Annotated in this window: 11 protein-coding genes; 6 read left to right on the top strand and 5 right to left on the bottom strand. The window is 68.7% G+C overall.

Annotation, left to right across the window (positions count from 1 at the left end; translation table 11 throughout):
* Positions 1–27: 27 nt before the first annotated feature.
* On the bottom strand, positions 28–444 hold the full coding sequence (locus WMF12_RS18790) for a hypothetical protein (protein ID WP_437872950.1): 417 nt from the start codon (positions 442–444) through the stop codon (positions 28–30).
* A gap of 106 nt (positions 445–550) precedes the next feature.
* Here WMF12_RS18790 and ligD point away from each other — a divergent pair, with 106 nt between their 5' ends.
* The 4 genes from ligD to WMF12_RS18770 all read left to right on the top strand — a co-directional run bounded on the left by ligD (position 551) and on the right by WMF12_RS18770 (position 4788).
* The gene (gene ligD, locus WMF12_RS18785; protein WP_437872949.1) at positions 551–2596 is read left to right on the top strand and encodes a DNA ligase D; all 2046 of its coding nucleotides are present in this window, start codon (positions 551–553) and stop codon (positions 2594–2596) included.
* Positions 2597–2788: 192 nt separating this feature from the next.
* Complete coding sequence (locus tag WMF12_RS18780) at positions 2789–3421, top strand: hypothetical protein (RefSeq protein WP_437872948.1); 633 nt, start codon at positions 2789–2791, stop codon at positions 3419–3421.
* Positions 3422–3573: 152 nt separating this feature from the next.
* Complete coding sequence (locus tag WMF12_RS18775; RefSeq protein ID WP_437872947.1) at positions 3574–4173, top strand: RES family NAD+ phosphorylase; 600 nt, start codon at positions 3574–3576, stop codon at positions 4171–4173.
* A 189-nt stretch (positions 4174–4362) separates the two neighbouring features.
* Positions 4363–4788 carry a hypothetical protein gene (locus tag WMF12_RS18770; RefSeq protein ID WP_437872946.1) on the top strand — a complete coding sequence of 142 codons (426 nt, stop codon included), beginning with the start codon at positions 4363–4365 and terminating at the stop codon, positions 4786–4788.
* Between the two features lie 52 nt (positions 4789–4840).
* Here WMF12_RS18770 and WMF12_RS18765 read toward each other — a convergent pair whose 3' ends face one another.
* From WMF12_RS18765 to WMF12_RS18755, 3 genes are all read right to left on the bottom strand, one after another.
* Positions 4841–5449: a DUF4360 domain-containing protein gene (locus WMF12_RS18765; protein WP_437747021.1), complete on the bottom strand. Its 609-nt coding sequence runs from the start codon at positions 5447–5449 to the stop codon at positions 4841–4843.
* A 264-nt stretch (positions 5450–5713) separates the two neighbouring features.
* The gene (locus WMF12_RS18760; protein WP_437872945.1) at positions 5714–7555 is read right to left on the bottom strand and encodes a M14 family zinc carboxypeptidase; all 1842 of its coding nucleotides are present in this window, start codon (positions 7553–7555) and stop codon (positions 5714–5716) included.
* 205 nt (positions 7556–7760) lie between these two features.
* Positions 7761–8714, bottom strand: a complete 954-nt coding sequence (locus tag WMF12_RS18755; protein ID WP_437872944.1) for a hypothetical protein — start codon at positions 8712–8714, stop codon at positions 7761–7763.
* A gap of 741 nt (positions 8715–9455) precedes the next feature.
* Between WMF12_RS18755 and WMF12_RS18750 the strand changes: the two genes are divergently transcribed.
* Together WMF12_RS18750 and WMF12_RS18745 are read left to right on the top strand one after the other, a co-directional pair.
* Positions 9456–9743 carry a hypothetical protein gene (locus WMF12_RS18750; protein ID WP_437872943.1) on the top strand — a complete coding sequence of 96 codons (288 nt, stop codon included), beginning with the start codon at positions 9456–9458 and terminating at the stop codon, positions 9741–9743.
* Between the two features lie 931 nt (positions 9744–10674).
* Complete coding sequence (locus WMF12_RS18745) at positions 10675–11739, top strand: IS1 family transposase (RefSeq protein ID WP_437872942.1); 1065 nt, start codon at positions 10675–10677, stop codon at positions 11737–11739.
* A 223-nt stretch (positions 11740–11962) separates the two neighbouring features.
* Here WMF12_RS18745 and WMF12_RS18740 read toward each other — a convergent pair whose 3' ends face one another.
* Positions 11963–12856, bottom strand: a complete 894-nt coding sequence (locus tag WMF12_RS18740; protein WP_437872941.1) for a BRO family protein — start codon at positions 12854–12856, stop codon at positions 11963–11965.
* Between the last annotated feature and the right edge of the window lie 39 nt (positions 12857–12895).

Below are 12895 nucleotides of genomic sequence, written 5' to 3'. Positions count from 1 at the left end.
AAGCGTATTACGGAGACCGGGGCGTCTTCATTTGAGAATTCGTCGCGGTGCGGCCTTGGGTGGATAATGTGCGAGTGCTGGTGAGAAAGGCGGCCAGCGGATCCCGCTGATCTGCGATGGGCCCAGGCTCCTGCGATCGTCCTCTGCTACCGCGTTGAGCCGCTCGGGCGCCGCGTGCTGTGGGTCGCAGCGAACGAGCTCCTTCTGCTTGACGAGCTGATAGTTTTCCTGGTCGCCCGTTCCGGGCGAGCCCGCGACGAGCTCGGCCGGTGGGTCGCTGGACGCCGGACCCTCGAGTGGCGTGCGTGGCAGATCGCCGCATTCTGGGGCGCGCATGTCGAGCTCAGCCGGCCGCGCCACGTCCGGGAAACGGGAAACCACCGGCAGGCGACGATGCCATTGCGGTATCGGAATTGCTTTTTCCACCAAAAGCGACGGTGGCATGATGATGGCCGGACAAAGACAGGCACAAGGCGCGGCGCGGCGGACTCAAGCGGTGCGACAAGCAACCCTGACCGCCCGTCGCAAACGCGGGGCAACGGCGGCCGATGTGGACAGCCAGCGCTCGTCCGCGGCGACGGGAGAGGCGGACACCACCGCAGCGGTCCCGCGCCCGACGCTGACCTACGCGGATGCGCTCGAGGGCGCCCGGAAAGGGCCGTTCCCGGGCGAGATCGAGCCCCAGCTCGCGACGCTCGTCACCGAGCCGCCCCCGGGCGAGGGGTGGCTCTACGAGGTCAAGCTCGATGGCTATCGCATGCTCGCGAAGCTCCGCGGGGGGCGCGTGACGCTCCTGACCCGCCGCGGCCAGGACTGGACCGAGCGGTTCGCGGGCGTGCGCGACGACCTCGCCCAGCTGCCTGCGCGGGAGGCCGTGCTGGACGGCGAGATCGTCGTCGTGAGGCCGGACGGCGTGACCGACTTCCAGGCCCTCCAGAACGCGCTCAGCGACGGGAATGGCAGGCGCGAGGGGCGCCTGATGTACTTCGTCTTCGACCTGCTCTACCTCGACGGCCGCGATCTCCGCGGGTGCACACAGGTCACCCGCAAGCGGGCGCTCGAGGCGCTGCTCGCAGAAGCGCCCGAGGAAGGGCACCTGCGTTACACGGAGCACGTCGCGGAGGACGGCTCCGCCGTCGTCCAGCACGCGTGCGAGCTCGGGATCGAGGGCGTCATCGCGAAGCGCCCGGAGGCTCCCTACCGGAGCGGGCGCGGCGACAGCTGGCTCAAGGTGAAGTGCGGCCGGCGCCAGGAGTTCGTGATCGTCGGCTTCACCGAGCCGTCCGGCGCCCGGAAAGGGCTGGGGGCGATCCTCGTCGGCGTGAACAGATCAGGCAAGCTCGCCTACGCCGGCAAGGTCGGCACGGGCTTCACGAGCAAGACGCTGACGACCTTGCGCAGCCGCCTCGATCCGATCGCGCGCGCCACGCCGGCCTGTTCAGGGGCGCCGCGCATGCGGGGCGGGCGCTGGGTCGAGCCCAGGCTCGTCGCGGAGGTCCGCTTTTCCGAGTGGACGCGCGACGGACGGCTGCGACACCCCTCCTTCGAAGGGCTCCGCGAGGACCGCACCCCGGAGTCGGTCACCGTCGAGCGCGAACAGCCGCCGCCGCAATCGCCGCCCGGCGAGGCAGCGGGCGCGGCGCCGAGGAGAATCGCGAGCACGACGGCGGGCAAGACCCCGCGCGGGGGCCGGAGCAGCGGCGCGGAGCGGGTCGATGTCGCCGGGGTGCCGCTGACGAACCCCGACAAGGTGCTCTATCCCGCGCAGGGGATCACGAAGCTCGCTCTGGCCCGGTATTACGAGCAGATCGCCGAGCACATGCTGACCCACGCCGAGAAGCGGCTGCTCACGCTGGTCCGCTGCCCCGCAGGCCAGGGCAAGCCATGCTTCTTTCAAAGGCACGAGGCCGAGGGGCTGTCCGAGGCGATCCAGCGGATGGCCGTCCAGGAGGACGACGGCGAGCGCACCTATCTCTATATCAAGACCACCGAAGGGCTCGTGTCGCTCGTCCAGATGGGGGCGCTCGAGGTGCACCTCTGGGGGAGCCGCGTGGACCGGATCGAGCAGCCCGACAGGATGGTGTTCGACCTCGATCCAGCGCCGGATCTCCCGTGGGAGCGCGTGGCGGACGCCGCGAGGACGGCGCGGCGCCTCCTTTCGTCGCTGGGGCTACAGAGCTTCGTCAAGACGACCGGCGGCAAAGGCCTGCACGTCGTGGTCCCGATAGCGCCACGCAGGGGCTGGGACGAGGTGAAGGCGTTCACGAAGGCCGTGGCCGACGCGCTCGTGCGCCTCGATCCAGCGGGGTACACCGCGACGATGTCGAAGGCGAAGCGCGCCGGCAAGGTCTTCGTCGACTACCTGCGGAACGGGCGCGGCGCCACCGCGGTGGCGCCCTACTCGACGCGGGCGCGCCCCGGCGCGGCCGTCGCGACCCCGCTCTCGTGGGACGAGCTCGACGCGCCGCTCGATCCCGCCTCGTTCACCATCGAGTCCGTCCCGCAGCGCCTCGCCGCGATCCGGGACCCATGGGCAGAGCTCACGAGCGTGCGCCAGTCCATCACCAGCGCGATGCTGAAACAGGTCGGCCTCTGACCTTCTTTCCCACGTCCCCGACAAACCCAGGAGCCGGTGAGCTCACCGAAGAAGAACGACACCAACGACACCAACGACACAGCGAATGGCTTTCACTGACGTTCCGTTCAGCGTGGTCGTAATGACGCAGAAAGGTGCCGGGCGCTTGGTTGACGGCGCTGCGCGCGCGCTGCATCGTCCCCTGGGTCGGCCATGGCCAAGGATCGGGACTCCAGCGCCCTTTCGGAAATTGCAGAGCGACTCCAGCAGTTCGATGGTGAACCGCTGCGCGTCGCGTTCCTGGCGCGCGGCATCGACGCGCTCACCCAGGTCGCCGAGCGGCTCGATCAGAGCGAGCTTGGTGAGGTGGACGCGTCGCCCAGCAACGCGGACGCCCTGGTGACTGCCCTCACGCAGCCGAGCGCCATCGGCCTCTTTTCCGCTGCAGATCCGCTCATGCCGGCCCGCCTCCGCGGCCTTCAGGCGAGGGACGCGCTCCTCGCGGCCGAAGGGGGCGCGCTCACCGCCGAGGAGGTCGGCGAGGGGCTCCACCTCCCGCCCCAGGCGGTCGAAGCGCGGCGCGCCGCCGGAAGGCTGCTGGCCGTCAGCATCGGCGGTCGTGGCCACCTCTACCCCGCATGGCAGTTCGCGGACGAGGGCTTGCTGCCGGGGATGGAAGAGATCCTGGCCCTCCTCGAAGAGCACCCCCCGCTGGCGAAGGTCCGCTTCTTCCTCTCCGGCAACCTCCGCCTTGATGGCGAGCGGCCGCTCGACTGGCTCCGCCGCGGCGAGCTGGACCCCGTGCGGCTCGCCGCGCGCACCTTCGGTGAGCAAGGCGCGGCCTGAGAACGCGCCGCGATGACGACGCCGCCGCGCTCGCCACAGGTCCGGGCGAATGCGCTCCGCGCAGCGAACCCCGGACACGCGGGCCCGGAGCACGTGCGGGACGTCGAGCGCGTCGACCGTCCTGGCGCTCGTCCGCGTGGAACAGGGTCGCCATGACGACAACGCTCGGGGCCCATCCGGACCCGCCCCTCGACCTCGCGACGTCGCCGCTCCCCATCGCGATCTACCGGCGGAGCTGGTTCCGGATCCACTGGCTCACGCGCGATCCGATGCACTTCGGTCGCTCGGGCGACAACCGCTTCGACGCGCCGGACGGCGAGTTCGGCGTGCTGTACGCCGGGAAGGACGCGCGCTGCGCCTTCATCGAGGTGTTCGGCCACGCGACCGGCGTGCGCTTCGTGGAGCAGAGCGAGCTCGCCGCGCGGGGGCTCGCGCGCATCGCGCCGCTGCGGCCGCTGCGGCTCGTGAACCTCACGGGAGAGGGGCTCGCGCGCCTCGGGGCCGACGCCCGCCTGACCTCGGGGGAGTCCTATCGGGCCGCCCACCGCTGGGCGCGCGCGATCCACGACCACCCGAGGCGACCCGACGGCATCGCGTACGCCGCGCGCCACGATCCGACCCGCGTCTGCGCCGCCCTCTTCGAGCGCGTCAGCGCGGAGCTCGAGGTGACCCGGCTCGGCTCCCTCGCGGATCCGGCGCATGCGGCGCTCCTCGCCAGGCTCCTTGATACCTACAAGTTCGGGCTCGTCTGAGCCTGGACGAGCGGACGGCGGCGCCGCGCCTGTGGCGCTCCGCCGAGCGCGATGGCGGCGCAGGGCGCGCGTGCGGGCTCCGCGCGCGCGCGCCGGCACAACCGGTGCTTCTCCCTAGAAGCAGGCGCGCCGCCGCGGCGCCGCGATGGGCGGAGATCGCGGGACGCACGGCCTAGAGGCGGGGGTCCGATGAAAATCAAGAATCTGCGGCTGGAAACAGGCTATCTCGTGGAGCCCATCCCGCTCCAGAAGGGGATTTCGGCTCATCAGATCCAGATCACCACGGTGGGCGAACAGGCGTCGTCTCGGGTCCGGATCTCGCTCGATCCCAACCGCTGCACGGTGGACAGCTTCGGCGAGGCCAAGGCGTGCACGCGGGTGGCGCCGGTCCAGATCGAGGCGGACGTGGAGCTCCTCGAGGAGTGCGACGACAAGCAGCTGCTCGCCCTCAAGTTCGAGGGGGGCAACGGGCCAGCGGTCCGGCTCGCGCTCCTGCCCCTGTGCGGCACGGGCAAGGAGGCCATCGTCGCGCGGCTCCTGATCTTCGGGGAGACCGGGGAGATCATGGCCATCGTGCCGATGCAAGGGTCGTCGGCCGGCTGCCTGATGGCGTGAGCGAGCCTGGCGCGGCACCGCCGCGCCAGGCTCGCCGGGCGCCCTGCCGACCTCAGGGACCGGGACAGGGGCGGTACACGAGGCCGTACTCGAGCCGGACCTGGAGGTCGGTCGTGTCGTTGGTCAACACCCCGGAGCTCGACGGCGCAAGCCGGTTCGTGACATAGAGGCTCGTCTTGATGTTGAGCGGCCGCACGGTGCCGCACTCGGACCAGACCGTGGTCGTGAAGGTGTCCGTGCGGGAGAAGTCGCTCGTGAACGGCCCGATCATGCTCCACATGAGCGGCCCCGAGGTGAGCGGCGACCCCGAGAAATAATACGATGTCTCGTGGAGCCCCTGGACGCCGCCCTCCAGGTCGGCGAACCCCCGGTACGTGGCGTCGAAGACCGCGACTTGCCACCCCGGATCGAACCGCAGATCCACGGCCAGCTGGCAGAACGCGCGGTTCGCGGCGCGGCCGATGCCCGGGCCGGCGTGCGCCTCGAACTGGTCGAAGATGACGGTCAGCGCCTTCTGATCAGGCGAGATCACCCCCGCAGCGGAGCCGACAGGGCAGCCGCTGCCAGCATAGGTGAAGTTCGCGATCCGCGTATTCTGCGCCAGCGCAGGAAAGGCGAAGAAAAACGCCGAACAAAAGCCGAACGCCCATCGCAGGAACATCGTCCCCCCCTTTCGCCGTCAGGCGACATCACGTCGCCGTGCGTCGTCGTAGGCGCGCGCGTCACCGCTGTCGCACGCCGGCCGACATGTCGTGACGAGCATGCGATCGCGGCGCGCTCCGCGCAACCCGCGCGGGGCCCCCTCGCCCGGCGCGGCGCCGCAGACTGGCCGGAATCCATCGAATGATGTGAGGCCTGTGGGGCTCACGGACATTCGGCCAGAGCCGGAGCGCAGGCGAAGCAGACGAAACGAAGGAGAGGCCTGTCACGGCGGCGCGGCGACGCGGAATACCGGGACGAGATTCACGCGCTCGTCCCAGGACGGATGGCGCTTGTAGAAGAAATCGAGCCGGGCCTTCGCGTCCTTCGCAAACGCAGGATCGCGCAGGCGCGCATTGAACTCGTTGCGCAGCGCCGGATCCGCGGCGAGCATGCTGCGCGCCTCCTCCTCGGCGACGTAGGCTTCCATGTACTCCTTGCGCTCGAAGGAGGCGTTGAAGAAGCCCCAGGCGACGAGGGAGTCGGGCGCGAGCGGCTCGAGGAGGTGCAGGACGAGGGGCGCCCGCGGCTGCGCGGTGGGAACGAACAGCGAGCCGGCCCGAAGATCCTGCCGCTCCGGCCGGAAGGCGCCCTGGAGCTTCACGCGCGTCCGACCCTCGAAGGGCCGCTCGAACGTCACCGCGTCGGCCCGGAACGCCTCGACGGCGAAGCCGGGGCGAGCCTCGGGGAGGATCTGGTAACGCACGCCGTGCAGGCGCAGCTTGTCGGCCACCCAGGCCGCGTGCGCCGCCGGGATGACGTAGCCGGCCTCGGGCGCGGTGACCGTCAGGTCCGGCTGGATGCGGTCGAACAGCGGCACGCGCCAGATCTGCGGGCGGGACTCGTCGTAATGGGTCCACGTGCCGCCCGAGATCTCCGAGGCGCGCTTCTCGTAAGCGAAGCCGCGGAACGGGAAGATGCGCGAGACCGGCCCCGCGCGGTGCGTGAGGGCGAAGGGGACGCCGGCGAGGCGCGCGCTCGCGGCGTCCGCGCGCTCGGCCGCGGCGCGGAGGGCACCCGCGCCGGAACCGGAGGAGACGCGCTCGAAGAGCGCCGCGAGGAGGTCATGCACCGCGCGCACGCGCTCGGCGTGGGTGGCCCAGCTGTGCGTCTCGACGAGCACGCCGATGCGGTTGCGGGCAGCGGCGTAGGACTGCGAGAAGCGCGGCGGCCCCGGCTCGGTGGAGATGCCCGACGAGGGGTCGTCGTCCTCGCGGAAGGCCGGGTAGAACGGGAGCGGCAGGTGACCGAGCGCCGAGAGGCGCGCCTGGAGCTCCCCCGAGAGGGCGCGCGCCACGGCGTCGAGTCCGCCGGGGTGAGGCACCGAGGGCTCCACGACCACCGCGATGTCGTGCTGGAACTTCGCGCCGTCGGTCGTGTGCAGGTCGACCTGGACCACCGGATCCCAGGCGTCGAGCAGCGCCAGCATCGCCCGCATCTCGGGCGTCTCGGCCTTCATGGTATCGCGGTTCAGGTTGAGGTTCTGCGCGGTGGCGCGGAAGCCCATCTCCTCGGGGCCGCGCTGGTTGGGCCGCTGGTTTCGACGGAACCGCTCGTGGCCGTCGACGTTGAACACCGGCACGAACACCGCCGTGGCCGCCGCGAGGGCGCCGGGCGCCATCGCCCCGTCGAGCAGCTCGCGGAGCGCCCAGAAGCCGCCGTCCTTGCCGTCGATCTCGCCGGCGTGGATGCCGCCCTGGAACAGGATCACCGGGCGCCGCTTCGCCCGCGCCGCCGCGGGGTCGAGCGTGCCGTCGTCGGAGGCGGCGATCGCGAGCATGGGCCTGCCCTCGGGCGTCGTGCCGAAACGGACGCAGCGGGCGCGGCCCGGATAGGCCTGCTCGAAGCCGCGGCATAGCCGCTCGACCTCGGCATAACGACCGGTGCGCCGGAAGCCGGTCCGCTCGGCCTCGGTGACGAGCGAGGGCGCCTCGGGGCGCGCGGACAGCGCTGGCCCGCCGCCGACCGGCGCGCCCCGCGCCGGGGCCTGGCGGGGCGCGAGCAGCGCGGCCAGCGCGATCCCGAGGGCGGCGGTGTGATAAAGGAGCGCGACGCGGGGGTGCGACATCGCGGGAGTCGAGCAAATTCCGCGGAGAGCGGCAAGGCGCGATTGTCCTGGCCGGCATCGGGCGAAGCGTGATGACGGCCGAGCTCAGGAGTGCTCTCTCAGCGGGGCGCGAATCGGCCGTGCTTCAGCGGACGCGCGATGTCGGCGCCGGCGGTTGGCCAGGCAGCCATTGTTCTTGGCAGGCGCTCGCCGCGGGCGGCAAGCTCTACCCGGTGGGCGCCGTGCCGCTCGGCGCAGCGCCGGGCACCGCGTGTGCCGTCGTGCCGTTCAGCACAGCGGGGGCCGCCGCGCCATTCGGCGCAGCGGGAACTGCGGCGCCGGGCGAAGCCGGCGCCGTCGGCCCAGCCGGGGCCTCGTCCGCCGGTGCGGCGGCGGTGTCGCTGGACGACGCCGCGCGGCCAGTGCGGCCCTTGTAGAGGGACGGCGCGATCGAATCGGCGTCCCCTTCATTCCAGCGCAGGTACGCGACGGCGCGGCGGGTCTGGTCGTAGGCGTGGACGAGCAGCGAGAACGCCCGCGCCCTCCTGTCCGCGGCCTCGGTCGGCCCGGGACCTTTGCCATGCTCCCTCACGCCGAGGGCCGCGAGGATCTGCGGCCCGATCTCCCCTGCGCGCCTCACTTCTTCCTCTGTCGCTGCCGTCTTGCCGGTGACCTCCGACCAGCTCGCGGTGAAGAGCGCCGAGAGCGCGACGAGGTCATTGGCCGTGTCGATGTACCCCTGTCCGGCCCGGATCTCCGCGACAGTGTCCGCGTCGAGCAGGCCGCGGCGGGCCAGCGCCTCGGCGTCGCTCAGCAGGTTCTCGCGCAGCGGGGCCGCCTCTGCGAGCAGCGGCTTCAGCGCGTTCTCGGCGCCTCCGCTCGACAGCCACGCGAGGTGCGCGTACCAGGCGGCGAGCGCATACGTCTCGAGCCGGTCGAGCAACGCGACATCGTGCTGCGGCAGGAGCTCCGCGATGGCGGGGCGCAGCGCGAGGATGCCTGGCAATACGCCCAGCACCTGCGAGACCACCCGGGGGATATCGAGGTTGATAGCGATCAGCCGATCCGTGCTGAGCGCCTCGATCTCGGACAGGGTCTTGTCGAATGCCGCGGCTGCCTGAGGCGGCGCCGCGGGCTTCTTGGGGGCAGGCTTCTTCTTGAGCGGAGAAGGCTTCGTCATGAGGGGATGACCTCTCGTGTTCGTCGTCGCGGAGCCGCGGAGAACAGGGACAACGCGCTCCTCACCCCGCGCGCTGGACTCGGTGTGAGCGCCAGGCGTACGCCGGACGTTCCGGGCAGGGATAATCACCCCTACCGAGCCGTCAATCGATCTCCCGGCTGATCTTCTGACGGCGTGCCGCCGAACGTCGTAATCTTGCGCCATGGCACTCGAGCCCGCGCAGGGCTGGGCAGCGACGTCGCCCTGGCAGAAGGGAGCCTGGCCTCCCGGGGCCCGAGCCATCGGTTCAGGCGCTCCAGCGCAGTGACAGGCGCGCTGGGTGTGCCGATGATTGGACAGCACGTGCTGTGCCATGAACCAGGGAGCACCGCTATGGACCACCGTCTCCGGTGCCAGGAAGGCTGCCGGCAGCCTCTCCCGGACCGTGTCCGGTGCTGCCAGGGCTGCCGGCAGCCTCTCCTGGACCGTGTCCGGTGCCAAGAAGGCTGCGGGGAGGTGATGTCCGGAACCACATCGGCGCCATCCGCATTCCGGACACCCGCGCGGCGCATCCCGGACACCCGAATCCACTGAAGCGATTCTGAAGCGGTCGACGCGCCCCAAGTGGTCGCCGTCGCGATGCCATGACGACGACAGCGTTGCCGCACATCGTCACCAATAGACGCACATCGTGACACTGAGCACGCGTCGAGTTTCCGTCGCGCCTCCGCTTCGTGTAGCCATGCCAACAGGGAGGCCGAAATGCCGATCATGTTAGTGACATATGACGTGCACAAGTCCGACGAAAAGCGGGCCAACGTCCTGGCATTCGTCAAGCAGCACGAGCACGCTCAAGTCTCTGAGTCATGCTACCTCATAGACACAGATCGCACGATAGAGGACATCCACGACGGTCTGCTGTTTGCCGGTGGCGGTGACCATGAATATGCGGTCATAGGGCCAATTGACAACCCTTTGACGATCATGATCTACAGTCGCGCGCCTGGAAGCTACGATTGGTTGCGCTCAAGGCTTCCGATCGGCAGCTGACAGGCTTCGACGACTACTTCGCGAATCCAGTGTTCGCCGGTTCTGAAGTCCACTTTTGACACGTAGGCCACCTGCCGCATCTGTGGAACTTTGCTCGTGCCCGACTGCATGCAACCTGGCCCGTGTTCGCGGCTGTCAGAGGGATTTTCGTTGTCGTTCATTGAGCACCTAGGCATGTCGACGGTTCATTGCGAACCACGATGATGTCGTATCGGCCTGCTCTGGTTGAGCGGCTCGTCCTCGTCCTGCCGGCCGATGGGTAGTGGTCAAATTGACCGACCGACCGTCGCTCACTTGACGGTCACCCGCCCCGCCCGTTAGCCACATCACGGCTTGAATCTAATAATTGCCGCCTTTACCATGGATTGCATCACAGCGATCCAGCAGTGGTCACATGTCGGCTCTCGTCGCTCTGCCGGCCCTTGTGTGGGAATGAGGTTGCGTGAGCAGGCGATCGCCACAACGGGAGCGCCGACGCTGCGCATCTCTCCGTGCGCAATGCCCAGGTGCAAGAGTCCATTTGTGGCGTGCCACACTCCATCGTGAGCTTGCACACAGAAAGGAAGTGGGTCGAATGTGGACGGCGTCGGCAACTCGGGGTCGAGGGGGTCGCGGAGGACCTCGACCCAGGCGTTGGGCATGCCCGATCCTACACCGGCACCGCGCTGCCCGTCAGTGCTCGCGACCGACGACGCGAAAACGCCGTCAAACAGGCTGTAAACGCGCACACTGGCTAGGACACTCGCTGTCCTAGCTGTTCCGAAACCCCGAGAAAACAAGGCATTCCGTTGCTATGTTACAGGGCACTTAGCAAAGCGCCCCGCCCTCGGCTGCAACCGGGAGCGGGGCTGCGAAACACCCTGTGGAGGCCCACAGAGCGCGCGTCGCAGCCGCATCATGGGCCGGCCCGGGGAGAGAGGCAAGGCCCGTCATGCCCGCACCGCTCCCGCTGGAGACGCGCGTCCGCATCGCGTCCGCTCTCGTGGAAGGCAACTCGATCCGCGCCGTCGCGCGCATGGTCGACGTCGACAAGGGGACCGTAATGGCCCTGGCCCTTCGCCTCGGCGAGGGTTGCATCAGGTTCCACAACCGTATGGTGCGCGCCCTGGCGGTGCACGTGATCCAGATGGACGAGATGTGGAGCTTCGTCCAGAAAAAGCAGGCCCGCGTGACCGAGAAGGACGCCGCCGAGCACGGCGACGCGTACCTCTACGTCGCGCTGGACGCCAACACCAAGCTCGCCATCTCGTTCCACTGCGGCAAGCGCGACGGCGAGAACACCGAGGCGTTCATCAAGGACCTTCGCTCGCGTCTCACGGTCGTGCCGCACATCACGAGCGACGGCTGGCAGCCGTACATCGAGGCGATGGCCGCGAGCTTCCGCGGGTCGGCCGACTACGCACAATGCGTCAAAAACTACCGCGGCGGTCCGCAGCGCTCGCCTGACCACAGGTACGAGCCGCCTCGCAACCCGTTCGTCACCAAGACGCCGATCTTCGGTGCGCCCAAGGACGAGCTCATGAGCACGAGCTACGTCGAGCGCTTCAACCTTCAGACCCGGCACACGGTCGGCAGGACGCGCCGCTTGTGCCTGGCCTTCAGCAAGACGCTTCGCGGGCACCGTGCCGCCGTCGGACTGGGAATCGCCGCCTACAACTGGGTCCGCGTGCACGGCACGCTCGGCACCACCCCGGCCGTCGCAGCGGGCCTCGCGGAGCGCCCCTGGACCCTCGCCGAGCTCGTCACGGCCGCCATTGTCGAGGAGGAGACGGCGCCGCCGGTCGCGCAGCCGCTCAAGTTGCAGCCTCGCCCCGGCGAGACGGCTGCGCCCGCTCGCGAGTTGCCCAACGGCCGCGGGTTCCTCCGGCTGGTCGGCTCCGCTCCGGCTGCGCCCGTGGCGCCTACGCCCGCTCCGGAGCCGCCACCGTCAGAACCCCCGCCTGCGCCGGAGCCGAGGCGGATGGTGCAGTTGAATTTGTTTGGGGACCAGGGATGACCGCGCTGCATGCCTCACGGCTGCTGCGACGCCTTCGTCGCACATTTATGGCATCGACGAGACTGTGGCGAGCGTGTTCGACTAGTCGTCTTGCCGGACAGATCGTGCCTGTAAGAATCACAGCGCAGGAGATGCCCGCACTCCAGTTCGTCCCAATACCCGTCGCTGAGCTGGGAGTGGCTAAGTACACGTCGAAGCGGCGGAAGGCACTGATCGGCCATTGCTACTCGGAGTCTTCTTCAGGGTCAGGAGTGTAGCCAGGGCCGTCGCCCAACGATTCTTCGTCGACCAGATCGCGCTCTTCAACGACCTTAAATAGAAGCTCGTCGCGCTCTTTCGTGGCGTTGAGTTTCTTCAACTCCTTACGGGCCGTCTTCAGCTTCTTCTTGGCCACATCGATGTGCTCGGCTATCGGCAACTGCTCCGGCGCCGTGTTGTTGAGGTCGATCATGGCCTTACGTACCACCGCGCCAACTTCACTCGCTGCATTTTCAAGCGCCGCCTGACCGTGCACGTTCTCGTTTTCTATTTTCCTGTCGGTCTGAGTAATCCTAAACAGGTTTGCGGCGAGCTCAGTGCGATCCATGCGATCGAGCAATTGTTCGCCTGGTCGAATTCCCTTCAGGCGCTCAAGTTCGGCCAGGCTTCTGTTGTACATCCCTCTGTAGCCAGCGTCCATGAACCGTGCATAGTCCACGACCCCATGGTTCTGTGCCGTCGCAGAGAGCGACTTCATCCCGTCTGTAACCTCTTCGCGAATGATTACACGATCGACGCGCGCGGCCTGTATGCGCGGGTCGGGGATCACGTCGGCCAGGGCGGCGAATTGAAACTGCACCTGTGCAACACGCGGCTTTCTCGTGTCGCAACTCATGACGACCAGATAGCAGGCGAACCGGGTAAACCTGAAGCCGTCTCCGTCTTTGATGAAGTCATCGAGCGGCGACACGTTCATCGTGAGACACGCCTGCATGGCCTTGTGCACCGCCTTACGAAAGGCGGTGCGTGTCTCATATCCTAGAGTCGACATGAGTTCGTCTTCGGACCATGTGTACACACCATCTTTGGTGGCCGTCATCTCAAAGGCGTACATGCTGAATCTCTTGGTGATGTCCATGGTCCCAGCTCGTGCTGGGAGTGGAGTTTAGCATTTACG

The organism is Sorangium sp. So ce363, from assembly GCF_051520435.1.
Lineage (GTDB): Bacteria > Myxococcota_A > Polyangia > Polyangiales > Polyangiaceae > Sorangium > Sorangium cellulosum_B.
This window is presented reverse-complemented; position numbering and strand designations above follow the sequence as displayed.